19 protein-coding genes, 1 tRNA gene and 1 riboswitch are annotated in these 24,548 nt (G+C 73.4%); of the genes, 11 read left to right on the top strand and 9 right to left on the bottom strand.

Annotation, left to right across the window (positions count from 1 at the left end; genetic code table 11):
• Positions 1-210 precede the first annotated feature (210 nt).
• Entirely contained in the window at positions 211-2,244 is a 2,034-nt protein-coding gene (locus ACIQV3_RS34645) for a tetratricopeptide repeat protein (RefSeq protein WP_403719596.1), read from the top strand.
• Between the two features lie 57 nt (positions 2,245-2,301).
• Here the strand turns inward: ACIQV3_RS34645 and ACIQV3_RS34640 are convergent, their stop codons facing one another.
• Positions 2,302-3,102, bottom strand: a complete 801-nt coding sequence (locus ACIQV3_RS34640; protein ID WP_403719594.1) for an IclR family transcriptional regulator — start codon at positions 3,100-3,102, stop codon at positions 2,302-2,304.
• 86 nt (positions 3,103-3,188) lie between these two features.
• On the opposite strand from ACIQV3_RS34640, the gene ACIQV3_RS34635 reads away from it, so the two are divergent.
• From ACIQV3_RS34635 to ACIQV3_RS34625, 3 genes are read left to right on the top strand one after another with little or no spacing between them, the layout of a single operon-like run.
• The gene (locus tag ACIQV3_RS34635; RefSeq protein WP_403719592.1) at positions 3,189-3,833 is read left to right on the top strand and encodes a bifunctional 4-hydroxy-2-oxoglutarate aldolase/2-dehydro-3-deoxy-phosphogluconate aldolase; all 645 of its coding nucleotides are present in this window, start codon (positions 3,189-3,191) and stop codon (positions 3,831-3,833) included.
• The gene (locus ACIQV3_RS34630; RefSeq protein ID WP_403719589.1) at positions 3,830-4,825 is read left to right on the top strand and encodes a PfkB family carbohydrate kinase; all 996 of its coding nucleotides are present in this window, start codon (positions 3,830-3,832) and stop codon (positions 4,823-4,825) included. The genes ACIQV3_RS34635 and ACIQV3_RS34630 overlap by 4 nt, the downstream gene beginning before the upstream one ends.
• A gap of 37 nt (positions 4,826-4,862) precedes the next feature.
• A complete protein-coding gene (locus ACIQV3_RS34625) occupies positions 4,863-5,030 on the top strand; it encodes a hypothetical protein (RefSeq protein ID WP_403719588.1) in 168 nt (55 codons plus the stop codon).
• Positions 5,031-5,061: 31 nt separating this feature from the next.
• On the opposite strand, the gene ACIQV3_RS34620 is transcribed toward ACIQV3_RS34625, so the two are convergent.
• From ACIQV3_RS34620 to ACIQV3_RS34610, 3 genes are all read right to left on the bottom strand, one after another.
• Positions 5,062-5,946 (bottom strand): aldo/keto reductase, encoded by an 885-nt coding sequence (locus ACIQV3_RS34620; protein ID WP_403719586.1) that lies wholly within the window; start codon positions 5,944-5,946, stop codon positions 5,062-5,064.
• The gene (locus ACIQV3_RS34615; RefSeq protein WP_403719585.1) at positions 5,943-7,133 is read right to left on the bottom strand and encodes a serpin family protein; all 1,191 of its coding nucleotides are present in this window, start codon (positions 7,131-7,133) and stop codon (positions 5,943-5,945) included. The genes ACIQV3_RS34620 and ACIQV3_RS34615 overlap by 4 nt, the downstream gene beginning before the upstream one ends.
• Before the next feature lie 79 nt (positions 7,134-7,212).
• A complete protein-coding gene (locus tag ACIQV3_RS34610) occupies positions 7,213-8,544 on the bottom strand; it encodes a glycoside hydrolase family 18 protein (RefSeq protein ID WP_403719737.1) in 1,332 nt (443 codons plus the stop codon).
• A gap of 562 nt (positions 8,545-9,106) precedes the next feature.
• Between ACIQV3_RS34610 and ACIQV3_RS34605 the strand changes: the two genes are divergently transcribed.
• The 7 genes from ACIQV3_RS34605 (at position 9,107) to ACIQV3_RS34575 (ending at position 17,581) form a co-directional block, all read left to right on the top strand.
• Positions 9,107-9,841, top strand: a complete 735-nt coding sequence (locus tag ACIQV3_RS34605) for an ankyrin repeat domain-containing protein (RefSeq protein WP_403719583.1) — start codon at positions 9,107-9,109, stop codon at positions 9,839-9,841.
• Positions 9,842-9,895: 54 nt separating this feature from the next.
• A tRNA-Trp gene (locus ACIQV3_RS34600) sits at positions 9,896-9,968 on the top strand.
• A gap of 214 nt (positions 9,969-10,182) precedes the next feature.
• Complete coding sequence (locus ACIQV3_RS34595) at positions 10,183-13,185, top strand: FG-GAP-like repeat-containing protein (protein WP_403719581.1); 3,003 nt, start codon at positions 10,183-10,185, stop codon at positions 13,183-13,185.
• 335 nt (positions 13,186-13,520) lie between these two features.
• Complete coding sequence (locus ACIQV3_RS34590) at positions 13,521-14,516, top strand: helix-turn-helix transcriptional regulator (protein ID WP_403719579.1); 996 nt, start codon at positions 13,521-13,523, stop codon at positions 14,514-14,516.
• A 9-nt stretch (positions 14,517-14,525) separates the two neighbouring features.
• Positions 14,526-14,672: riboswitch (cobalamin riboswitch) on the top strand.
• Between the two features lie 37 nt (positions 14,673-14,709).
• On the top strand, positions 14,710-15,702 hold the full coding sequence (locus ACIQV3_RS34585) for an ABC transporter substrate-binding protein (protein ID WP_403719577.1): 993 nt from the start codon (positions 14,710-14,712) through the stop codon (positions 15,700-15,702).
• Positions 15,699-16,754: a FecCD family ABC transporter permease gene (locus ACIQV3_RS34580; RefSeq protein WP_403719576.1), complete on the top strand. Its 1,056-nt coding sequence runs from the start codon at positions 15,699-15,701 to the stop codon at positions 16,752-16,754. Before ACIQV3_RS34585 ends, ACIQV3_RS34580 begins: the two co-directional genes overlap by 4 nt.
• On the top strand, positions 16,751-17,581 hold the full coding sequence (locus ACIQV3_RS34575) for an ABC transporter ATP-binding protein (RefSeq protein ID WP_403719574.1): 831 nt from the start codon (positions 16,751-16,753) through the stop codon (positions 17,579-17,581). Before ACIQV3_RS34580 ends, ACIQV3_RS34575 begins: the two co-directional genes overlap by 4 nt.
• Before the next feature lie 45 nt (positions 17,582-17,626).
• On the opposite strand, the gene ACIQV3_RS34570 is transcribed toward ACIQV3_RS34575, so the two are convergent.
• The 5 genes from ACIQV3_RS34570 to ACIQV3_RS34550 all read right to left on the bottom strand — a co-directional run bounded on the left by ACIQV3_RS34570 (position 17,627) and on the right by ACIQV3_RS34550 (position 24,459).
• A complete protein-coding gene (locus ACIQV3_RS34570) occupies positions 17,627-18,016 on the bottom strand; it encodes a VOC family protein (protein WP_403719572.1) in 390 nt (129 codons plus the stop codon).
• 164 nt (positions 18,017-18,180) lie between these two features.
• Positions 18,181-19,842 carry a N,N-dimethylformamidase beta subunit family domain-containing protein gene (locus ACIQV3_RS34565; protein WP_403719569.1) on the bottom strand — a complete coding sequence of 554 codons (1,662 nt, stop codon included), beginning with the start codon at positions 19,840-19,842 and terminating at the stop codon, positions 18,181-18,183.
• A 77-nt stretch (positions 19,843-19,919) separates the two neighbouring features.
• Complete coding sequence (locus ACIQV3_RS34560; protein WP_403719567.1) at positions 19,920-22,313, bottom strand: polysaccharide lyase 8 family protein; 2,394 nt, start codon at positions 22,311-22,313, stop codon at positions 19,920-19,922.
• A gap of 152 nt (positions 22,314-22,465) precedes the next feature.
• On the bottom strand, positions 22,466-23,305 hold the full coding sequence (locus tag ACIQV3_RS34555; protein ID WP_403719565.1) for a sugar phosphate isomerase/epimerase family protein: 840 nt from the start codon (positions 23,303-23,305) through the stop codon (positions 22,466-22,468).
• Positions 23,302-24,459: a dihydrodipicolinate synthase family protein gene (locus ACIQV3_RS34550; RefSeq protein ID WP_403719564.1), complete on the bottom strand. Its 1,158-nt coding sequence runs from the start codon at positions 24,457-24,459 to the stop codon at positions 23,302-23,304. The genes ACIQV3_RS34555 and ACIQV3_RS34550 overlap by 4 nt, the downstream gene beginning before the upstream one ends.
• Between the last annotated feature and the right edge of the window lie 89 nt (positions 24,460-24,548).

Genomic DNA, 24,548 nt, shown 5'->3' with positions numbered 1-24,548 from the left:
CATCCGCATCTACTGACGAAACATCCGCATGTACCGACGAACATCCGCTTGAGGTAGCTCCGTTGGGGTTCCCCCGGCCGGGTGCGGGGTGACAATGGGGCTCCCACGGGACGTGTTGGGGGCGGCATGTCGGCGTTGCTCTTGAGGGGATCCGGCCGGGCGAGGGGCTGGGCCGGATACCTCGGTTCGGTAGGGCTCGGAGCAGGTGCGGTGGCGCTGGCGGCGGTGTGGACCTCGGGGCCCTGGGCCGCCGGGATCGGCGCGGCCGTCACCACGCTGTCCGGACTCGCCGCCGAGCTGATGCGGCCACCCGGGGAGGGTGCCGACCCCCGGGCCGCCGGGGAGGTGCTGCGCACGGCGGCGGGCCGGATCCCGCTGCTGCGCCAGGTGGACCGCCCCGAACTGGCCGGATCCCACCCGGCCGAAGCCCCCGCGGACCCGCCCGCGTACATCCGGCGCGACGCCGAACCGGGGCTGCGCGCCGCCCTGGAGCGGAGCCGCTTCGTCCTCGTGGTGGGGGAGTCCACGGCGGGCAAGACGCGGCTCGCCTACGAGGTGGCCCGCACCCGATACCCCCGGCACGCCTTCGTCCGGCCGCTCTCCCGCGCCGCACTGCCCGAAGCGGTACGGATCGCCGGGCGGCGGCGCCGCGCCGTGCTGTGGCTGGACGACCTGGAGGACTACCTCGGTGCGGGCGGCCTCAGCGCCGCACAACTGGCGGACCTGCGCACGGCGGTGGTCATCGCGACGATGCGGGTCGAGGAGTACCGGCGCTACGACGCCCGCGAGGAGAGCCGGCTCACCGGCTCCGACCGGGACGCCTGGCGGGCCCAGCGCGACCTGCTCCAGCGGGCGGCCGTCATCCGGCTGCCCCGGCACTGGTCCCGCGCGGAGCGCGGCCGGGCCGCCGCCCACCGGGACGATCCGCGCATCGGGGCCGCCCTGCGCGCGGGCGAGCGGTTCGGGGTCGCCGAGGTGCTCGCGGCCGGACCGGAACTGCTGGCGGCCTGGGAGAACGCCTGGGCCCCGGGCGCCAATCCGCGGGGCGCCGCCGTGGTCGCGGCGGCGGTGGACTGCCGCCGGGCCGGACTGCGCCGTCCGGTGAGCCGCGCGTGGCTCCGCGAACTGCACGCCCCCTATCTGGCGGCCCGGGGCGGCGGGGACCTCCAGCCCGAGCCCTTCGCCGAAGCGATGGACTGGGCCTGCGCCGCCGCCTACGCCACGAGCGGGCTGCTCATCGGCAACTTCGGGGCCGGATTCACCGCCTTCGACTACCTGCTGAACGCGCCGGGCAGCGCTCCGGTGCCCGACCACCTGTGGCGCGGGCTGCTGCCCCAGGTGGAGCCCGCCGACGCCTACGACATGGGGCTCGTCGCCCACCAGGACGGCCGCCTCGCCCGGGCCGTCGAAGCCCTGGCGATCGCCTCGCGCGGCGCAATCCCCGGCGCCGAACTGCCGCTCGCCATCGCCATCGGGGACTCCGGGAAACCACGCCGGGCCGCCGCCGATCTCGCCGGGATCGCCCACCGGCGGGCCGGCCGGCTCGGGCCCCGGCACCCCGACACCCTGGCGGCCCGGCATCAACTGGCCTTCTTCGTAGGGGAGTCCGGGAACGACCTGGCCGCCGCCTCCCAGTTCGCGGAGCTGCTCGTGGACGCGCTGGAGGTGCTGGGACCCGACCATCCGGACACCCTGGCGGCGCGGCACCAGCTGGCCTACTTCACCGGACAGGGCGGCGACCCCCGCGCGGCCGCACGCCAGTTGGAAGGGCTGCTGGCCGACCGCTTACGGGTCCAGGGCGCCGGGCACCCGCAGGTGCTGGCGACCCGGCGCAGTCTGATCTGGTTCCGGCCGGGGGAACCGGCCGACGCGGAAGCCGAGTTGCGGCAGCTGCTTGCCGAGGCCGAAGCCGCCGAGGGGATCGGGCCCGACGATCCGCACACGCTCGCCGTCCGGGGAAGTCTGGCGGCGCTGGCGGCCCGCGCCGGGCGCACCGCCGAGGCGGCGCAGGCCTGGGCGGAGCTCACCGCGGACCGGACCCGGGTACTCGGCGAGGACCACCCGCACGTCTTCTACTCCCGTCTGGAATGGGCCCGCGCCCTGCTCGCCCAGGACCGGGCCGCCGAGGCGGCGGCGGTACTGACGGGCGCCCTGGCGCGGGCCGGGTCCACGCTGGAACCGGGCCACCGGCACCTGCGGACGGCCCGGGAGCTGCTGAGCCGGGCCGAGCCGGAGACGATCTAGCGGCGCACCGTCGGCCCCGAGTGGCCGGGGCGCCCCCGGCGCACCGGCGCCCCCGGCTCAGAGCAGCGGGGCCAGGGCCCGGGTGGCGGCGAGCAGGGCGGGCGCGTAGGCCTCGATCTCCGTGCGGGAGACCAGGAACGTGACGGTGGTGATGCTGACACCGCCGATGGGACGGCCGCCGGCGTCGAGGATCGCGGCGCCGACGCAGCGGATGGTCGCCTCGTTCTCCTCGTCGTCCAGGGCGAAGCCCCGCTCCCGCACCCCCGCCAGCTCCGCCTCCAGGGCCCGCCACGTCGTCAGCGTGCGGGGGGTGCGGCGCGGCAGTCCGGCCGCGGCGACCAGCTCGCGGGCCTCGGCCGCGGGCAGCCCGGCCAGGATGCTCTTGCCGATCGCGGTCGTGTGCAGCGGCATCCGCATGCCGACCCGCGAGGCGGTCTGGAAGGGCTGCTCGCTCTCCAGCTTCCGGATGTAGGTGATGGTCTCCCCGCTGTGCAGGGCGAGGTGGACCGCCTGCCCGGTGGCCTCCCGCAGTTCCCGCAGGATCTGCTCGATGCTGGCCGGCTCCCCGCCGCTGACCAGGGCGGAGAGCCCGCGCAGCCGGGGGCCGACGCCGTAGCGGCTCTCGCCCTCGGAGCGTACGAAGCCCTGCTCGATCAGCGAGGCCAGGATGCGGAAGGTGCTCGACTTCGGCACGGCCGCGGCCGCCATGACATCGGTGAGCCGGTGTGGGCCGCCGGGCGCGGCCACGGCCTCCAGGATCCGCATCGACTTCTCCAGCGCCGTGCCCGCGGCCGAGGTCCGCCCGCCGCGGGAAGTGCTTTCGGCCTCTGCGTTCTCGGACCTTTCGTCCGTCGGCAAGGGATCTCCATCGATGGGTATGGTCTGCAAAAGAAGTTCCGTTACATGATACCAAGTTCCATTACGTGGAACAAATGGAGGGTCCTTTGTCCTGTCACCCGTATGCGGCCATCACCGCGCAGCGCCTGCTGCCGGTCCTGCGCAACGCCGACGCGGACGAGGCCGTCCGCCACACCGCCGCGCTGCTCGCCGCAGGCTGCCGCGCCGTCGAACTCACCACCTCCACCCCCGGCTGGGCCGAGGCCGTGGCCCGTACGGTGCCGCTCACCGACGCGCTGGGGCGGCCCGCCCTCATCGGAGTCGGCACCGTCACCACCGCGGTGGCCGCGCGGACCGCGCTCGACGCGGGCGCCGCCTTCCTCATCTCCCCGTACCCGGCTCCCGAGGTCCGCGAGGTCGCCCTGGAGCGCGGGGCCGTCTTCATCGAGGGCGGCTTCACCCCCGGCGAGATCGCCACCGCGGTCCGGTCCGGCGGCGCGGCCAAGGTGTTCCCCGCCCACGTGGGCGGCCCCCGGTTCATCCGCTCCCTCAAGGCGGTCCTCCCCGACGCCCTGATCATCCCGACCGGCGGGATCAAGCCCGGCGAGGTCCGCGACTGGCTCGCCGCCGGGGCCGCCGCCGTAGGGATAGGCGGCGGCCTGCCCGCCGACCCGGGCGAACTGGCCGCCGTCTTCGCCGACCTCGCCCAGCCCTGCTGCGGCGCCTGCGCGGGCACGGAGCACCGGCCGTGAGCGCGCCCGGGGCGTACGACGTCCTCGTCCTGGGCGAAGTCCTCGTCGAGATCCACGCCGAGACGGCTCTGCGGGACGCCGCTGACGGCGCCCCCGCCCGGATCTCCTTCTCCGGGGACGCCCTCAACGCCGCGGCCGCCGCGGCCGCCGCCGGAGCCCGCACCGCCCTGCTCGCCGTCGTCGGCGAGGACGAGCTGAGCGTCCCGCTGCTGGCCCGCGCCGCGGAACTCGGCGTGGACGTTTCCCACGTGCGCCGCTCCCCGCGACCCAACGGCGCCTACCTGCTGGCCGCCGACACCGAGGGCGACCGCGAGTTCGTGTACTGGCGCACCGGCAGCGCCGGTTCCACCCTCTCGGTGGAACACGTCGAATCCTGGCGGGAGTTGCTGACCGGCTCCAGGGCCCTCATCACCAGCGGCATCACCGGCGCCCTGTCGCCGAGCAGCCGCGAGGCCGTCCTGCTCGCCGCCGAGGCCGTGCACGCCGCGGGCGGACACCTCTCCTACGACCCCAACTTCCGCTCCCGGCTGACCAGCCGGGGCGAGGCACGCACACTACTGGCCCGCATCGCCCCGCTGACCGGGCTGCTGAAGACCTCCTGCCCGGCCGACGCGCTGGCCATGGTCGACACCGACGACCCGGCCGAGGCCGCCACCCGCTTCCGGGCCCTGGGCGCCCGCGGCGTCGCGGTCACCGCGGGCGCCGACCGGCTGCTGCTGGACGACGGCACGCGGGCGGCGTACCTCCCGGTCCCGGTCAACCCCGACCCGGTCGACGCGACCGGTGCCGGGGACTGCTTCACCGGTACCGCCACCGCCCGGCTCGCCCTGGGCGACAGCCTCGCGGACTCCGTCGCGTACGCGATGGCGGCCGCCTCCCTCTCCGTGTCCGGCCGCGGCGGCACCGGACGCATCCCGCACTTCACCGAGACGGCCGCTTTGGCAGCGGCCCACCGGGAAGAATTCTTCAGGGCAGGGCAGGCGGCGACATGAGCGCTGTGAACACTTGGGGCCCGCTGCCACCTCGGAGGTGAAGGGGGACGGTGGCGGTCCGACCGGCGCACCGCCGCCTCATCCCGAAGGCAAGATCTTCCCGCTCGCCGAGCTGCACGGCATCCGCTCCGGCTCGCACGGCGCCGGCGACCTCTCGCCGGTCTCCTTCGCCGCGGCCCTGCACGTGGACCTCTCCGTCCAGTAGGAAGCGGGCCCCCGCCGCCCGGGCGGGCCGGCTACGCGGCCGCGAGCCGGGCGGTGTCCTCGGCCGGCAGCCGGAGCGCGCCGGCGGCGACGTTCTCGGCCAGGTGCTCCGGGTTGCCGGTGCCCGGGATGGCGAGGACGTGCGCGCCCCGGCTCAGCGTCCACGCCAGGCGGAGCTGGGCCGGGGACACCCCGTGGGCCCGCGCGAGATCGCGTACCGCCGGGCCCTCCTCGGTGACCCCTCCGGCCTCCTTGCCCGCGCCCGCGATCGCGAAGAAGGGGACGAAGGCGATGCCCTGCTCGCCGCACGCGTCGAGGAAGGCGTGCTCCTCGGCCGGCGAACCGATCCCGTAGGCGTTCTGCACGCAGACCACGGGCGCGATGGCCCGCGCCTCGGCCAGGTGGTCGGGCCGTACGTTGGACACGCCCAGATGCCGGATCAGCCCGGCCGTGCGCAGCTCGGCCAGCGCCCCGAAGTGCTCGGCGATCGAACCGGTCGTCGCCTGGCGCGGGACGCGCAGGTTGACCACGTCCAGGTGGTCGCGGCCGAGCTGGCGCAGGTTCTCCTCGACCTGCCCGCGCAGCTGCCCGGGCGTGGCCCACCACCACTCGCCGGAGGCGTCGCGGCCCGGCCCGACCTTGGTGGTGATGACCAGCTCGTCGGCGTACGGGGCGAGGGCCCGGTTGATGAGCTCGTTGGCGGAGCGGGTCGCGGAGAAGTAGAAGGCGGCCGTGTCGATGTGGTTGACGCCCAGTTCGACGGCCCGCCTGAGCACCCCGGTCACCCGGTCGCGGTCACTGGGGGAGCCGTCGGCCAGGTGCGTGAGGCGCATTGCGCCGAACCCGATGCGGCGGACCGGGAGGTCGCCGAGGAGCCAGGTGCCGGAGTCGGCCGCGATGATCTTGTTGGAAGTCATCGGGTGAGGGTATCGGGGTCGGTGACCCAGCCCGCGAACAGTACGAGATCGGATTCCCGGTCGACGGCGAGGAAACCGAAGGGCCGGTCCACCTCGAACCCGGCCTCCCGGACCCGGTACGACCGTACCCGCGCGGCTCCGCGGAACATGCCGACGGCGGTGACGGCCGCGGCCTCGAACCCCTCCGCGTGGAAGCGGGCCACGGCCGACTGGCGGGCGGAGCCCACCGCGAGCGGGACGGTGGAGATGCCCGGGAAATGGTGGCCGGGCCGGCCGGCCGCGGAGGCGAGCCCGAACAGTTCGGCCTGCCGCAGCAGATCGTGCTCGGCGCGGATGCCGAAGGCCACCGTGCCGATCCGGACCACGGGTCCGGGGCTGGTGGAGTCCACCGTGCGCAGGGACAGCCCGGGAGCCGCGGCGCCGTCGGGAAGCTCCGCCGCGGTCGAGGAGGCGAGCGCGCCGGTGACCTCGGCGATCCCGGTCGTCAGGACGTCGCCGGGAGCGGCCCCGGGCTCCCCGAGCAGCAGGTGCACGTCCGCGCCGAGGGCGCCGGGCGCGCCGGGCACGCGGAGCAGGGTGACCGGGCCGGAGGGCCCCCGGGCCACCCGGATCCGCTCGGGGAAGGCGTGGGTGACGGCCAGCCCGCGCAGGGGACGCCCCTTCCACGGGCCGTGCGCCGGCCGCACCTGCCGCTCGGAGAAGGGCTGTTCCCAGGTCAGGTGCAGCGCGAGCGCGGAGGCGAGGACCAGCTCGACGTGCGGGCCGACGTCGACCGGCATCCGCTCGACGAGGCCGTCGGTGCGCTCGGCGGCCCAGGCGTCGAGGGCCTTGCGGTCGGTGTCCTCGTCGCCGGTCAGCGTGGCCCGGGTTCCGGCGGGGAGCCGGGCCGACCAGTCCGCCTCCAGCGGGAGGTCCCGCCGCGCCCACAGGCCGGTGGCGGCGCGCAGGCCCCGTACGCCGTCCAGGGCGGTCAGCAGCTCGCGGGCGGCCTCGGCGGCCGTTTCCGCCGGTATGCCGAGGGCTTCTTGCAGTTCGGTGCGGGCCGGTCCGGCGGCGCCGTCCGCGAGGAGGGCGAGCAGCGGCCAGAGCCCGGCGGCGGTGAGGACCGTGCCCTCGCCGTCCGTCACGGCCCGGCCGGCCCAGCGCGAGGTGAGTGCGTTGACCGCTCGTACCGTCTGCGTCTTCATGCGGGGAGCGTAAGGGTTGGGGCACCGCCGGGCCGCGTTGTTTTCCACGGCCCGGCGGCGCTGTTCAGGGGCGGGGCCGTCAGCGGCCGCGCAGTCCCTCGTCGACCGCGGTCATCAGCTCACCGTCGGCGGTGTCCGCGTCCAGCGACCAGAACATCGCGCCGCCCAGACCCTCCTCGCGGATGTACCGGGTCTTGGCGCGCAGCACCGTCGGGTCGTCGTACGTCCACAGGGTGGTGCCGTCGAAGAGCCAGGCGCTGCCGTTGCGGCGGTCCCGGTGCAGCTTGTACGTACCGGACGCCGCGAGCTGCTTGAGCTCCTTGTAGTCCGCGTACCCGTTCGCCCAGGCGGCCGGCGCCGGACCCGTCGCGGGCTGCCCCATGCCGTCCCCGCCGCCGCTGACGCCGGTCCAGCCCTGCCCGTAGAACGGCATGCCCATCACGAGCTTGTGCGCGGGCGCGCCGCGCCGCTCCCAGGCGTCCACCGTGCCGTCGACGCTGAAGTCGTTCCTCGCGTACAGCGCGGACTGCTGGGCGGTGGTCGCCTCGCCGGAGACGTGGAAGTCGTAGCCCTGGAGGGTCACGAAGTCGAGGTCGCGCATGATCCGGCGGACGTCGAAGCCCGCGTCGATCTTGGCGGGGGCGGTCGGGACGAAGGCGGACAGCTCGTACTTCGCCTTCCGCTTCTGGCTGCGCGCGTAGTCGTCGAGCTGCGTGCGGAACTCGCTGACCAGGGCGGTGAAGTTCTTCTTGTCCTCGGGACGGTAGGTGGTGTCGGCGTCGCCCGAGGAGCCCGGCCACTCCCAGTCGAGGTCGATGCCGTCGAAGAGGCCGGCGGCCGAACCCGCGCCGCCCCGGCTGCCGTCCTGCGGGAGGTTGCCCTTGATGTACAGGTCGATGCAGGAGGACACGAGGGCCTTGCGCGAGGCCGGGGTGAGCGCGGCGTCCGAGAAGTGCGTGGACCAGCTCCAACCGCCCAGGGAAATCAGGACCTTGAGGTTCGGGTGCTTGGCCTTGAGCTCGCGGAGCTGATTGAAGTTGCCGGCGAGCGGCTGCACCCAGTCGTCGGCGACGCCGTCCACCGAGTTCTCGGCGTCCAGCGGCCGGACGTAGTCGGCCCAGGCGTCGGCCTCACCGGGGATGTTGCCGGTGAAGCACTTGCCGTCCGCGCTGATGTTGCCGAAGGCGTAGTTGATGTGCGTGAGCTTGCTCGCGCTGCCGTTCTTCTCCAGGTCCTGAACCTGGAAGTCCCGTCCGTAGACGCCCCATTGGGTGAAGTAGCCGACCTTCTTGTACGAGCGGCCGTGCCCGGAGCCGTCTTGGCCGGAGCCGTCGTGGGCGGGGGCGAAGGCGGTCAGCAGGGAGAGGGAGCAGGCGGCGACGGCCAGCCTGCCGAGCATGCTGCGGCGCATGGGCTTCCTTTGCGGATGCGGTGAGTGGTGCCGGGGCGCGTGCGCTGTGCATGCGGAAACTATTGGTCTGGACCACAGCGGGTCAAGGGGGTGGGGCAACTCGGCCTGGACGGGGAGGCGTTCGGTCTGCCCGGATCGGGGCAGGCTCCACTGGCCGACATCGTTGGCGAGCCCGCCGTCGAGGGTGAACTGCACCGCGGCGAGGCCCGCGTCCCGCGGCATCCGGAAGACCGGTGAACCGGTGCCCCTCGGAGTCCAGCAGATGAGTGGCGGCGGCCGGGGAGTCCCGTACACGGCGGTCCGGGTGTTCTCCAGGCGCAGCTCTACGGAGACCAGTCGCTCGGCGTCGCCGGGCGCGGGGCCCGCCGGGTCGGCCACCCGCGTGAGGGGCGCGTCGAGCCGCTCGCCGGGGGCGGTCCCGGTGAGGGAGACGGTCTCGCCGGCGGCGTCCGGGCCCGGGGCGGCGCCCGGACGCGCACCGGCGCCGGGGACGGCGGGGCCGAGGAGCAGGGCGGCCGTCAGCGCGGCGAGGGCGGCGAGCGTCCGCGGTAGCCTGGGCCGCATGCTCTCCCTCGCATCGGACGACCCGCTCGCCGTAGCCGTCACGGCCGCGATCCGGGGCGGCGACCTGGACGGACTCCGGCGGCTGCTGGCCGCGCACCCCGGGCTGGTGGAGGGGCGGATCGTGAGGCGCGGCGAGGCGGCGGGCGAGCGGAGCCTCCTCCACGTCGCCGTGGACTGGCCCGGCCACTACCCGCGGACCGCGGAGGTGATCCGTACCCTCGTCGCCGCCGGAGCCGACCCGGGGGCCCGCTTCGTCGGCTCGCACGAGGAGACCCCGCTGCACTGGGCCGCGAGCAACGACGACGTCACCGCGATCGACGCCCTGGTCGAGGCCGGGGCGGACGTCGAGGCCCCGGGTTCGATCCTGGGAGGCGGCGCCCCACTGGCGGACGCGAGTGGTTTCGGGCAGTGGAAGGCGGCGCACCGACTCCTCGAACTCGGCGCCCGCCCCACCCTCCAGGACGCGGCCACCCTGGGACTGCTCGCCACGGTCGAAGCGTCCGTCGCCACGGAGGCGGACCCCGAGGAGATCACCAGCGCCTTCTGGGGGGCGTGCCACGGGGGCCAACTGTCCACGGCTCAATACCTGTTGTCTCAAGGAGCGGACATCAACTGGATCGGCCACGGCGGGCAGACCCCACTCGACATGGCCCTGACCAGCGAAGACGGCACGCTCATCGACTGGCTCGGATCCGCCGGCGCGCGGACCCGGGACGAAATTTCCCGCGCTTGACCACCGAATGCAGTGGATCTTCGGTGTGCGTCGTGGCATGGTTGGTCTCACCGAAGGGGTGTAGCTCAGTTGGTAGAGCACCGGTCTCCAAAACCGGTTGTCGTAGGTTCGAGCCCTGCCACCCCTGCAAGAAGAAGTAACAGGTGAAAGCCTGCTTCAGCCCCCCGGCCGCGATCGGCCGGGGGCTGCTTCGTTCCGTGGCCCGGGCGGCCGCAGGTGCAGGTTCCGTACCCCTACGGCCACACGAACACCCCAGCCCACTGGGCGCTGAAGGCACCGATTACCCTCCCCTTCGGGGCAGCCGAGCGGTTGCCCCGGGGTCGGGGATCGGGGATCTGTCGATGAGCTCAAGCACCGCCACAGCGGGCAGAAGACGTACGGCCGCCGCCCTCGTCATCACCGCGGTCCTGGGTGCCTCGCTGCTGCCCACCGTCGCACTTGGACCGGCCGCCGCCGCGGGGAATCCGGCGCCGCTCGCCGAGTACGTGATACCCGCTCGGACGACCACGGATCTGGCGGTGCGGGCCCAGCTGGCGACGCAGTCGGGCTACCTGGTGCAGGGAGCCACCTCGGAGGCGTTCGTCTGGCGTGCGTACGGGAGTACCAAAGCCACCGAATTCTCCGTGCTGCCCGGCCAGTATCCGTTCGAGGCGGGACCGGACACCATCGCCGTGACCCAGTGGGACCTCGATGGCGACTACGTGACCTTCCGTGACATGCGGGACGGCTCGACCGAGACCGTCACGCTCCCGGAATCCCAGTCCCTGAAGGCAGTGGTCGGCAACGCACTGCTCACGATGGGCTTCTCGGGGAGTCCGGGCTGGCACTGGCTGACCCTGGAGAACGGCAGTCTGGTCGACCGGCCGATCGCCGGGGTCTCCACCAGTGCGTACGTGAACACCAGCAGTGCCGCAGGAGCCTTGCTGATCACCTCGGGTGACGGCAAGGAACGCACCTGGCTGGCCCCGGGCCGCGACCCCCGACCTGCCCCGGCCGGGGTCCGGGTCGAGGGCGACTGGCTGGTCAGGGAACTCGTCGGGTGGTCCACCGGCACCACCACGATCGAAGCGAAGGTCTGGGACACCAAGGGGGCCCTGGCCGAGTCGGACGGGAAGCCCCTGACATGGGCCGTGTCGGATCCTGACGGGGAGCTCCTCTTCGTCGGGGGTGTGGTGGCGAACGAGCTGATCGTGCACGAGTCCGGAGGCCTGTTCGCTCACCCTTTGAACGGGGGGCCCGCCCGCAAGCTTCTGAGCAGGTCGGGTTCGTGGATGTTCCCGGTCGTCGGTGACCGCCTCGTCGTCGACGGCGGGAACACGGCCCTGAAGCAGGCCATTTATGCCGTCCAGCCGGGCCAGGACGGAAAGTCCGTAGCCGTGCAGGAGTGGGAAGTTCCGCCGCTGAAGGTTTCGTTGTCGAACATGAGCATGGAGAACGGGCGCCTCCACACCGTCGACTACACCCCCGGCAAGCAGTCGTGGCTCCTCGAGTACGTCATGCCCGCCGCCGGTGCTCCGAAGGCTGGCTCCTGGCGTCGGCACCCGAAGGGCGGCCTCGACTCCAGCCTCGCCGCCCACCGAGTGGTCGCCACGGGAGAAGGCGGCGTGGTGATGGCGACCAACCAGTCGATCGACCACTTCACCGCGGCCGGGAAGCGGTCGACGGGCAGCGCCTCGAGCAACCCCTATTCCCTCCAGGCGTCGGGCCGCTTCGCGGCGTACGTGCGGGGGTCGGGTCCGCAACCGCGGCCGGTGGAGGTCGTTGACCTCGATCAGCTGAAGGACGTTCGATCCGTACCGGTGCGCGACGGTGTCTTCTCCCTGTCCGGTTACCGGCTGTGGCGGGAGAAGTCCAACGGCACCGTCGAGGCGGTGGATGTGCGGTCCGGCGCCGTGGTGGCAACGCACACGGTCGCGAACTGCGACATCAAGGCCCTGGAGGCGTGGGGCGGCTCGGTGTACTGGAAGTGTGACGCGAAGGCAGGCGTCTACGACACCTCCTCGAAGACCAAGGTGGCGCTCCCGGAGCACAACGACGCTCGTCTGGGCAACGGCTTCGTCGCATGGGAGAAGGACGGCGTCCTGCACTCCACCGATCTGCGGGGAACCACGGGAACGCGTGCGATCGGCAAGCCGGTCCACGCGGAGGCCGGCAGCGGCTGGACGGTGGACAAGCAGAGCGGCCGGATCGCCTATGCCGATGCCGACTACGCGGTGCACGTGGTGGACGCCGGTGTGCCGAACGGCGATCTGGTGGCGATCGACCGGGCGACGGCCACCGCCTTCGACGCGGCGGGTGGGACGAAGTCCTGGTCGGCGGCATGGTTCCTGAACAGGACGGCGTCCTCGTGGACGCTGACCGTCCGGGCGAAGGCGGGCGGCGCGGTGGTGCGCACGATCAGCGGCGGCGAGGCGCGGGGTGCGGTCCGTACCGGCTGGGACGGCAAGGACGCCCTGGGCCACCTGGTGGCGAACGGCGGTTACGAGTGGACGCTCACGGGCAAACCGGCCGACGGGACCGGGCCGGAACTGAAGTCCACCGGAACGGTGCAGCTCACCGGGGGCAGCGCGGCCCATCGTGACCTGACGGGCAAGGACGGGTTCGGGGACCTGGCGACGCTGGACTCCACGGGTGTGCTCGCCTTCCACGGGGGCGACGGGAAGGGCGGTCTGACCAGGGCGAAGGTGACCGGCGCGGGATGGCCGACCACGTCGACCGTGGTGCCGTTCGGGGACATGAACGGCGACCGGTGCAACGACGTCCTCGTACGGAACTCGGCCGGCACGCTGCGGCTGTACCGGCCGGCCTGTGGGTCGGGCGTGTCCGCGTCGCTGAGCCCGAAGTCGCTGGGGACGGGTTTCAACGCGTACGACGTCCTGACCTCGGCCGGTGACCTCACCGGCGACGGGCGGGCGGACCTGCTGGCCCGGGAGACCACCACGGGGTACCTCTACCTGTTCGCGCAGGACGCGGGTTCGGTGTTCAAGCCGCGGGTCAGGCTTCCCGGGGGCTGGAAGGCGTACAAGCACGTCGTCGGGGCCGGCGACCTCAATGGCGACGGCCGCGGGGATCTGCTGACCGTGGACGCGGCGAACGCTCTGTGGCGGCTCGACGGGACCGGCAACGGCACCTTCAAGGCACGGGTGCAGGTCAAGGAAGCGGGCTGGGCCAGCGGCCGGGTGCAGTTCATCGGCGTTGGTGACATCAGCGGCGACGGCAAGGCCGACGTCGTGTCCCGGAACACGACCGGAGAGCTGTTGCGCAACAGCGGAGACGGCAAGGGCGGCCTCCTGGCCACCACGAAGATCGCCACCGGGTTCGGCGGTTACAAGGGCCTCTTCTAGGAGCGGCCCGGCCGGTCATGAGGCAGATGTGCCCGGCCCCCGGGGTTGCCCGGCTCAGTACGTCGGGCAGAGGTTGGCCTGGAAACAGGGTGGCGGAGCGCCGGAGCAGGGGGGCGGCCGACCGGGGCTCGCGGGTGGGCCGTCGGGCTCGGCGGGCCGCCCGATGGGCCGTGCGGTGGCGGAGGCGTGGCGGGTCGGTTCGCAGCGGCCGCCCTGGCTGCGGGGCCGGCCCGGGCCGGTCGTCGCGCAGCGCCCCGCCTCCGGCCCGGTGCGAAGCCGGCCGGACTGGTGCGGAGGTGCCGGAGGAACCCGGGGCGAACGCCTAGCCTGGGGGAATGACCGCCACCGCCGGGCGCGAGCCCCGTTCCGACCTGCGGGACTTCCTGCGTTCCCGGCGTGCCCGGATCGGTCCCGAGGAGGTGGGGGCCGCCGCCCACCCGGGGAGGCGGCGCGTGCCCGGGCTGCGGCGCGAGGAGGTCGCTCAGCTCGCGGGGGTCAGCGTCGACTACTACACCCGGCTGGAGCAGGGCCGTACCCAGCACGTCTCCACCGAGGTCCTCGACGCGGTGGCCCGGGCGCTGCGGCTCGACGCCACCGAGCGGTCCCACCTCTTCGAGCTGGCCCGGCCCCAGCGAGCCACCGACCCCGGGCGCGCCGCCGGCGTCCCCGGCCACGTGGAGGCCGGCGGCCCGCAGCGGGTCCGGGCGGGCCTGTACCGGGTCCTGGACGCCCTGGAGGACGGCACCCCTGCGATGATCATGGGGTGTCGGCTCGAGGTCCTGGCCGCGAACCGGCTCGCCGAGGCCCTGTACGCCGACTTCGGAGCCCCGGGTCCCGGCGCTCCGGGGTCGCGCACTCCGGAGTCGCGCACTCCGGGGGCGAGCACTCCGGAGTCGAGCACCCCGGAGTCGCGCACCCCGGATCAACGCGGCCGCAATCTCGCGCGGTTCCTCTTCCGCGACCCCGCCGCCCGGGCGCTCTTCGCCGACTGGGAGGGTGCCGCGCGCGGAGCCGTGGCCGCGCTGCGGTTCTACGCGGGCCGGCACCCGTACGATCCGGAACTGAGTCCGCTCGTCGAGGAACTCGGCTCGCTCGACCGGGACTTCCGGCGCTGGTGGGCCGGGCACGACGTGCTCGAACACACCCACGGCACCAAGCGGTTCCGGCACCCCGTCGTCGGTGAACTGGCCCTGGAATACGAGTCCCTGACCTTCCCGGACGACCCCGACCAGACCCTGTACCTCTACACGGCCGAGCCCGGATCTTCCTCCGACGAGGCGCTGCGTGCCCTCGCCTCCCGGGTGGCCGGCACGGTGCGCGCGGAACGCTGACGTCGTCCTTCTGGCACACTGGGCCGGGTTATCCAGGCGGTGCAGGACAGGAAACCGGTGTGAATCCGGTGCGGTCCCGCCACTGTGACCGGACATCCCCGCGCTTGCCGCGCGGGGATCCGGGAGTCAGACACTGACGCACCGCCTCTTTCGGTTCGACCAGGGGACGCGGATCCCCCGGAGAGGCTTCGCCATGTCTTCGTTCCCCCGTGCGCTGCTGCGCGCGCTCCTGCCCGTCCCCCTCCTGATACCGCTGGCCGCGTGCGGAGGACCGCCCGCGGCGCAGGACGCGAAGCCGGCGGCGGGCGCCGCGCCCGGCTTCCCGTACTCGGTCACCAACTGCGGTGTCACCAGCACCTATCAGGCCCCGCCGCGGCGTGCGGTCGCCATGAACCAGCACGCCACCGAGATCCTCCTGGCCCTCGGGCTGGAGGGGAAGACGGTCGGGACGGCCTACCTGGACGACGCCGTACTGCCCGCCTACCGCTCCGCGTACGACAAGATCAAGGTGCTGGCGAAGGAGTACCCCTCCCAGGAGGTCCTCCTCGGCGCCAACCCCGACTTCGTGTACGGGGGTTACTCCAGCGCCTTCGACAAGGCGCAGGGCCGCGACCGCGAGGGACTCGCGAAGTCCGGAGTCAACTCCCGCCTGAGCGTGGAGTACTGCACCGAGGGCAAGGTCGGCCTCGACCAGCTCAGGACCGAAATCACCGAGGTGGCAGGTACCTTCGGCGTTCCCGAGCGCGGCGAGCGGCTCATCGCGGACGAACAGCGCCGCATCGACGCCGTCAGCGCGCGCGTGAAGGACAAGGACAGGCCCGCCGTCTTCGTCTACGACTCGGGCGAGGCCTCCGCCTTCACCTCCGGCGGCAACGGCATCGGCAACGAGATCGTCTCGCTGGCGGGCGGCACGAACGTGTTCGCCGACCTCGAGGACACCTTCGGCGACGTGTCGTGGGAGAAGGTCATCGAGCGCAAGCCCGAGGTCGTCCTCATCTACGACTACGGCGGCACCACCGTCGAAGCCAAGAAGCAGCGCCTGCTGAACGACCCGGCGCTGGCGCAGGTTCCCGCGGTCAAGAACCGGCGCTTCGTCGTGCTGCCGCTGTCCTCCGCCGTGCTCGGCGTACGCGTCGCGGACGCCGTCGAATCGCTGGGCGCCCAGCTCCACCCCGACGCCGCGTGAGGCTCCTGGCCGCCCGTACGCTCACCCGTACCCCGGTCGTACTGGCCCTGCTCGCCGCCGCCCTGGCCGCGTCGGCCCTGGCGGGGCTGGTCCTGGGGCCGGTACGGATTCCCCCGGGCGAGGTGCTCGACCTCGTGCTCGCGGGGCCGGGGCCCCGGGCCGGAGGGGGCGCCTTCGGGGCGATCGTGTGGGACGTGCGCATGCCGCGCGTCCTGCTCGGGGCCGTCGTCGGCGCGGGACTGGCCGTCGCGGGAACCGTGCTCCAGGCGCTCGTACGCAACCCGCTGGCCGACCCGTTCCTCCTCGGGGCCTCCTCCGGGGCCTCGGCCGGAGCGGTGCTGGTGATCGTCTTCGGCGCCGGGTTCCTCGGCTTCGCGGGCGGGACCGCCGTACCGCTCGCCGCGTTCGCCGGGTCGATGGGCGCGCTCGTCGCCGTCTACGCCATGGCCCGGCGCGGCGGCTCCATGACCACCGGCCGGCTGATCCTCGCCGGAGTCGCCGTCCAGTACGTGCTGTCCGCCCTGACCAGCCTGGTGCTGGTGCTGGCCGCGCATCCCGATCAAATGCGCAGCGTGCTCTTCTGGACCCTCGGCGGGCTCGGCGGGGCACGCTGGAGCGAACTGGCCCTGCCCGCCGGGGCCCTGCTCCTGGGCACCGGACTGCTCGTCGCCCTGGCCCGGCCGCTGGACCTGCTGCTCGCGGGGGAGGAGGGCGCGCAGACGCTCGGCCTGGACACCGGACGGTTCCGGGCCGCCGTGTTCGTCCTCACCTCGCTCGTCATCGGCGTACTGGTGGCCTACAGCGGGGCGATCGGTTTCGTGGGGCTGATGGTCCCGCACGCCGCACGGATGGTCGTCGGCGCCGGGCACCGGGCACTGCTGCCCGTGGCAGCACTGGGCGGGGCGGTGTTCCTGACCCTGGCCGACCTGATCGCCCGTACCGCCGCCGCGCCGGAGGAGATCCCGGTGGGCGTGGTCACGGCGCTCGTCGGCGGGCCGTTCTTCCTGTGGATGCTGCGCAGGTCCACCCGTACCGAAGGGGTCGTGGGATGAGGGCGCGGCGGCCGGCGGGTCCGGTGGCGCGGGAAGCGGCCGCGGGACTCGTCGTGGAAGGCGTGCGGTACGAGATCGACGGGCAGCCGCTGCTGCACGGGATCGAGCTCACCGCCCGCCCCGGCGAGACGGTCGGAGTCGTCGGCCCCAACGGCAGCGGCAAGACGACCCTGCTGCGCTGCGTCTACGGCACTCTGCGCCCGACCGGCGGACGCGTCCTGCTGGACGGCGTGGACGCGGCCTCGCTGGGCGTCCGGGACCGCGCCCGGCGGGTGGCGGTGGTGCCCCAGGACGCGGCCGGCACCTTCGGGCTGACCGTGCGCGAGGTGGTGGCCATGGGGCGCAGCCCGCACAAACGGTTCTGGGAGCAGGACGGACCCGACGACGTACGCCGCGTGGCGCGGGCCCTGGAAACCGTCGGCGCGGCCGCCCTCGCGGGCCGCCGCTTCGACGGGCTTTCGGGCGGCGAGCGCCAGCGCGCCCTGGTGGCCCGCGCCCTCGTCCAGGATCCCGGCCTGCTCGCGCTGGACGAACCGACCAACCACCTGGACATCCGCTACCAACTGGAGGTCCTCGGCCTGGTCCGCTCCCTGCCGGCCACCGCCCTGCTGGTCCTGCACGACCTCAACCTGGCGGCCATGTACTGCGACCGCCTGTACGTCCTGGAGGGCGGCCGCGTGGCGGCCTCCGGCACCCCCGCGGAGGTGCTGACGGAGTCCCTGCTGGCCGAGGTCTACGGGGTCCGCACCCGCGTCGCCGCCCACCCGACGACGGGCGCGCCGCACATCGTCTACCTTCCGGAGGGCGGGGAGCGAACGGGGTACTGACGTCTGGACCGGGGCCCGCCCGGTGGGGCCGGGCGGGCACGGGTCCTACTTCTTGAAGCCGCCGTACGGGACGGTGATCAGTTCCATGCCGTGGCCCGAAGGGTCCTCGAAGTAGACGCCGCGGCCGCCGTCGTTGTGGTTGATCTCGCCGGGGCGCTGCCCGTGCGGGTCGGCGAAGTAGGTGATCCTCGCCCGCTTGATCTTCTCGAAGGCCTCGTCGAACTCGGCCTCGGAGACGAGGAACGCGTAGTGCTGTGCGGTGATGGATTCGGTGGGGCTGGCCGCGAAGTCCAGGGTGACGCCGTTCGTGATCTCGACGGGGATGAAGGGGCCCCAGGGGGCTCCGACCTCCAGGCCCAGGAAGTACGCCAGGAATTCGGCCGACTCCCGGTGGTCGCGGGAGTGGATGATCGTGTGGTTGAGCTGAACCGTCATGAGTGGATGCCTCCGAAAGGCACATCTCGGCACCTCCATGCCTCACCCGGACGGTGACCGACACGCGATGCCGCGACATGATCCTAAACAGCCCTTACGGGATGAGTCCAGTGGGTTCGGGAGCGGCGAGCGGGAGCAGCGGCGAGCGGGAGTAGTGGCGGGGCTCACGCGTCCGGGCCCCCGTACACCGCCTTCACGTTGTCCCGCGCCGGACGCGTCCGTCCCGCCGGGCCGGCCGCGAAGGCGCGGAGCAGGTTCTCCGTCACCCTGGTGGTCAGGGCGCCCGAGCGCGCGTCCAGGCCGTGGTTGGCTCCGCTGCGCCCGTCGCCCTTCGCGTCGAGGGCCTCCACCCAGCGCATCGTCCCCGTCGCGAAGACGGCGGCGCCGCTCGGAGTGGTGTAGTACGCCGTGTCCTGGTGGCTGGGACGGCCCTCGCAGACCACGGGGGAGTGGGCCAGGATCTCGATCGGGCGCGGGGTCGTGAAACCGGTGGAGACCTTGTCGTACTCCACGCCGACCAGGTGCGGGAAGCTGTCGCCGGCCTTCGCGCCGGTGCCCTCGAAGAGCCAGTGGCCCGGGTTGGTCACCACGTACGGGGCGTCCACCGGGTAGCCGTCGTAGATCACGCCGAGCAGCGAGCTCTCCGGGTCGGCGCCCGGTGCGGAACGGAAGTCGACGGTGGCGGGGTGACCCCGCTTGAAGCCGGGATCCTGTGCGTAGGAGGACTTGTAGCAGACCACCGTACGGTCCGGTCCGAGCTCGGAGGCCTCCAGCCGGATCCGGCGGTAGCAGCAGTTCGCGCCCAGGATCGCGACGTTGGTGCCCGCGTCCCGGGCAGCCGTGACGTGCGTGCGCTGCTCGGGTGACCAGTACTCGTCGTGGCCGAGGGAGAGGACCGCCGCGGCACCCTCGAGCAGGCGCTTCTCCCGGGCCACGTCGGTGGTCGTCGTGTACGCCAGGGGGATGCCGAGCCGCTCGGCGAGCGCGAGCAGCGGAGCCTCGTACACGAGGAAGAGACCCGCGCCGTCGTCGTACTCGTAGGGCCGGTCGAAGGTCACGGCGAGCGAGCGCGATGCGTATCCGCCGCTGGGGCCGTCGTAACTGCCGTAGCCGCCCCAGCGGTTGTACGCCTGCCAGGTCGCCACCGCGTTGACCACGACGGTACGTCCGGCCGTGGCGGCGGACCGCACGGTGACGGGGACGAACCGCTGGCCCTCGCCGCCCTGCGCGTCGAGGCGCAGCAGGTAGCAGCCCTCGGGCCAGTCCTTGGTCTCGACTGTGGTGCTACGGGCCCACCGGGTGCGGACCGTACGGGTCGAGGCGTCCACCGTGCGGTCGGGCTGGCGTACCCCGGGCAGGGCCTCGGAGCGCCAGACCAGGCGGGCCCGGGCGCCGCCGTACCAGCCCATGCGGTACGCGGAGACGGTGAACCGGGGCGCGGTGGTGGAGACGTGCAGGCCGAAGGACTCGCCGGGCAGCACGCTGACCCGGTCGGCGAAGCCCTCGATGGCGCGGGCCGGGCCGGCCTTGGAGACCTGCCAGTCGGCGTTCCCCGGGCGGGCGTTCTCGGCCCGTACGTCGAAGCCGTGCGGCCCCTCCTTCCTTCCCGGCGGAGCGGACGCCTCCGGGCTCTCGCCGCGCCCCGTCCCGTCCGTCCCGTCCGTCCCGTCCGTCCCGTCCGTCCCGTCCGGCTTCCCGCCGTCCCCGCTCGCGCAGCCGGCCGCGGCTCCCAGCCCGGCGGCGGTGGCCGCGGCCCCCGTCGCCAGGGCGAGGAACCGCCGCCTGCCCGCGCCTTCGCCGTCCCCGGATATGTGCTCCTGATCCATGCGGGTCACGCTATGTCACCCCGTGGCCTCGGCTTTTGGCGCCCCGCGGGGTGTCCGGGGATCGGACGGCCCGGAGATCACCCCAGCTTGACCCTCACCACCTGGCTCGCTCCCTCCAGGGCCGTGAGGCTGCCGAAGCCGAGCTGGAGCCCGGACCCGGTGCTCGCCGAGACCACGCTCGCCGGCTGGGACAGCACCTGGGTGACGGGCCGGTTCCACACCAGGGTCAGTCCCGGCAGGGTGCGGGTCGGGTCCGAGACGCAGACCACGGCCGTGCCGTCGCCGAGTTCCCGCACCGTGACCGAGCACGGCGCGCTCGCCCGCAGGGCGCCGATGGTCGCGGGCTGCCAGAAGTTCACCCCGGTGAAGCCGAGCGAGCCCACCGCCACCCCCTGGGCGGTCGGGCTGTTGGCGAGCACCGTGAGCCATCCGGTGGCGGCGGACCGCGCCGAGGTCTGGGCGGCCGAGGCGCCCGGCATCACCTGGTAGACGTAGCTGCCGGTGGCCGGGTTCGTCCCGTGGTCGTACCAGAGGGTCAGATAGCGCCGGGTCAGGGCCGTGGTGGAAGCGCTCCGGTTGATGTCGCTCCACCGGCCGGTGCGGGCCTCCCGCAGCGCCCGGAAGGTGCCCGAACCCGACATCACGTAACCGCCGAAGCCCGCCAGATGAGCCCAGCCGGGCCCGGGGAAGGACGCGGTCCAGCCCAGGGTGGCCGGCTGGACCGCGCCGCCCACGGTCAGGGCATGGGCGCCCGTCGCGCCCAGATTCCGGTTGTCGATGACCGTGTCGACCGCGGCGCCGTCCGTGGAGCTGATCCCGGCGCCCAGGCAGACCACCGTGTCGTCGAGGAAGAACCAGGACTTGCGGGCCGTGAGCGTGCTGCCCAGCCCCTTCAGGTGCTGCCCCACCGAGGCGAACTCCCCGTCGGTCGTCCCGCCCACCCAGGTGGCGTCGGGCCGGGAGGCGCCCCAGTCACCCCCCGCCCCGTCGGCCAGCGCCTTGCGGGAGACGGTGGTCCCGGGCAGCCGGTAGGGATTGACCGTGGGCCAGAACGCGTCCGAGTACTGGCCGTTCCCGGACGTGGAGCCCCACCAGGAGAGCATGCCGCTGCCCGTGTGCCAGCCGCGCAGGTTCTCCCCGTTGCCCGTCTCGTAGTGGGTGATCCGCTTGGAGGCCATGGACAGGGAGGCCGCCCATGCCGGCCTGCGGTGCGTGGCCCGGTCCATCGAGGGGAACAGCCGGTGTGCCACCGGCTCGGGCGCCGCCGCCACCGTGGCGTCCGCCGAGACCTCCGCGAGGCGGGCCAGCGCCGACAGGCCCTGCGTGGCGTCCGCCAGCGGCGGGCTGTAGTAGTCCCGCGCCGTCCAGCCCTTCACCAGTCCGCGCCAGCGCGTCCGTTCGGTGGCGGACGCACCCTCGGCGAGGAGCAGGATCGCGGCGAGGACCGAGTGCCCGCGGGTGTGGTCGTCCAGCTGCGCCTGGAGGGGATCGGCCAGTTGGACCCCCCGGCTGGGGGCCCGCCCCGATACGGCGTCCATCATCAGCCCGTTGTAGAGGAACGGCGCCCACGCGTGCTCCACCGCGTCGAAGACGATCTGCGCGCCGGGGTCCGTCACCTCCCAGGCCGTCCCCTTCAACAGGCCGAACAGCATGCCCAGTCCGCCGAGCATGACCGAGCCGTACGAGCCGGTGTACGCGACGTAGGTGTGCTGGATGAAGGAGCCGTCCCGGTAGAGCCCGTCGCCGGAGGTGACGTACGGGAACACCGGCGTGAGCGCGTCCCGGGCCAGGGCGATCTTCGCGTCGTCGCCGCCGACCAAACCGCGCAGGGCGAGCACCCGGCACAGGTCCACCCGGTTCGCTCCCGTACTGGTCCCGGTGTACGAGCCGACCATGGCATCCGGTACGAAGTGGTCCACGGCGGCGCAGTAGGCGCCGAGCCGGTCCGCGGAGAGCTGGCCGTACATCAGGACGACCGTGTCGAGCAGCGCCTGGGGGGCGCCGATCTGCCAGCACCACCAGTTCACGTACCGCGCCTGGCCGGCGTTGTAGACCTGGGCGTGGAGATGCTCCAGCCCCGTCAGCACGGCCGTACGCAGCGCGGCGTCGCCGGTGAGCCCCGTCCCCGGTCTGACGTGGGCCTCCGCCATCGTCCGCAGCCGGTAGTAGCTCTGCGCCATCCGCTCGGGGTCGGTGGTGAAGACCTGATCGGGCCAGAGCGAGCCGGTCGCCGGGGCCATCGAGGTGCGCCACTGCCCGGCCTGGGCACCCAGCGCGGCCAGCCGGGTGCGGAAGGGTTCCGCGGTGGGGGAGGGAACGGTCCCCAGGAGGAGGCCCTGCCACACCGCGCGCATGGCGGCGTGCACGGAGGTCACCGTCCCGGCGGTCGCCGGGAGGACGGGGGTCCCGAGCAGCACCACGCTGCCGCCGACCGCCGTGAGGAAGGCACGGCGGCTCCACACATCTGTCATCACAGTCTCCTTTGACTGAAACGCTGATTCGCCCGAAACGCTGCGGGCCCGTGTACGGCGCCCCGTGTACTTCGTCCCCGTGTCCCGCGCCCCGTGTCGCGTGCCCCGTGTACCTCGTCCCCGTGTACCTCGGCTCACGGCCCCCCTTCACCTCATGCGACGTGCTCGCGGTAGCGGTCGATCACCTCCCGCAGCACCTCCGCGCCGTCCCGGGCCCACAGCCCGGGGTGGAAGATCTCCACCTCCACCGGCCCCAGGTACCCCGCGGAGTCGGTCAGCTCCCGGAAGGCCCTCAGGTCGATCGAGCCGTCGCCCAACTGTCCCCGCCCCAGCAGCACGCCCTCGGGGAGCGGGGTCACCCAGTCGGCCATCTGGACGGACACGATCCGTCCGGCGTCTCCGGCCCGCCGGACCTCGGAAGGCAGCCGTTCGTCCCACCACAGGTGGTAGGAGTCGACGACCACGCCCACCCGCGCCGCCGGGAACTCCTCGGCGATGTCCAGGGCCTGACCGAGGGTGGAGACCACGCAGCGGTCCGCCGCGTACATCGGGTGCAGCGGCTCGATCCCCAGACGTACCCCGTGCCCAGCGGCGTACGGGACCAGTTCGCCCAGGATGTCGACGATCCGCCGCCGGGCTCCCGCCAGGTCCCGGTCGCCGGCCGGCAGGCCGCCCGAGACCAGGACCAGCGTGTCGGCGCCCAGTTCGGCGGCCTCCTCCACGGCGCGGCGGTTGTCCTCGAGGGCGGCCGCCCGCCCGGCCGGATCGGCGGCGGTGAAGAAGCCGCCCCGGCACAGCGAGCTGACCCGCAGTCCGGCATCGGCGACCAGCTTCGCGGTCTCCCGCACCCCGAACCGCTGGACGGGATCGCGCCACAGCCCGACCGCGCCGACCCCGGCCGCGGTACACCCGGCCACCAGCTCGGGGAGGGACCACTGCCGGATCGTCTCCTGGTTCAGGCTGAACCGGGCGGGCGCCGGCGCCGGGCTCACGAGGCCACTCCGTGCAGCGCCAGCAGCTGTCGCATCCGGGCCTCGGCGAGCTCCGGGTCCGGGAACAGGCCGAGGTCGTCCGCCAGTTCGTAGGCGGTGGCCAGATGGGGGAGCGAGCGGGCCGAGTGCAGCCCGCCCACCATCGCGAAGTGCTCCTGGTGTCCCGCGAGCCAGGCCAGGAACACGACACCCGTTTTGTAGTAGCGGGTGGGCGGAGCGAACAGGTGACGGGACAGCGCCACCGTCGGATCCAGCAGCTCCCGGAATCCGGCCGTATCGTCCTGGTCGAGGGCGAGCGCCGCCCGCGCCGCGATCGGGGCGATCGGGTCGAAGATCCCCAGAAGGGCGTCGCTGGCCAGCTCGCCGTCCCCGGCGATCAGCTCCGGATAGTGGTAGTCGTCGCCCGTGTAGCAGCGCACGCCCGCGGGCAGCCGCCGTCGGATGTCCACCTCGCGCCCCGCGTCGAGCAGCGAGACCTTGATGCCGTCGACCTTCTCCGGACGCTCCGAAATGATCTTCAGGAAGACGTCCGTGGCCTCGTCCAGGTCCGCGTGCCCCCAGTACCCCTCCAACGCGGGGTCGAACATCGGCCCCAGCCAGTGCAGGACCACCGGCCGGGAACTCTGCCGCAGCAGCCTCCCGTACACCTCCAGGTAGTCCTCCGGGTCGCGCGCCGTCGCGGCCAGGGCCCGGGAGGCCATCAGTACGGCCGTCGCCCCGCACTCCTCCACGTGCGCCAGCTGTTCCTCGTACGCCGCGGTGACGGCGGCCAGGGAATGCGCGGTGTCCGGAGCCAGTTGGTCGGTGCCCGCCCCGCAGACGATCCGCCCGCCCACCGACCGGGCCTCGGCGGTCGAACGGCGGATCAGCTCCGCCGCGCCCGGCCAGTCCAGGCCCATTCCGCGCTGCGCCGTGTCCATGGCCTCGGCGACCCCGAGCCCCTGCGCCCACAGCGTGTGCCGGAAGGCCAGCGTGCACTCCCAGTCGATCACCGGTCCGGATTCGGCCGAGGCGGCGAGGGGGTCGGCCACCACGTGCGCGGCCGAGTAGAAGGTGCGGCTTCGGGCCGGGCCGCAGGCGAGCGGGGCCAGCGGAGCGGTGACGGGCGCGTGGAGGCGCAGCCCGCCGTCCGCCGAGGGGAGCCGGATGCTCATTAGAGGACCATCCCTTCTGCAGCCCTCTTCGGTAGGGTTGTGACCTCTCGGTCCCGGCGGGTGCATGGCTTCCGGCGCGAGCTACTCGA

Source organism: Streptomyces sp. NPDC099050 (genome assembly GCF_044759865.1).
Lineage (GTDB): Bacteria > Actinomycetota > Actinomycetes > Streptomycetales > Streptomycetaceae > Streptomyces.
Note: the sequence above shows the minus strand (reverse complement) of the source record. Positions and strands in the feature narration are given on the sequence as shown.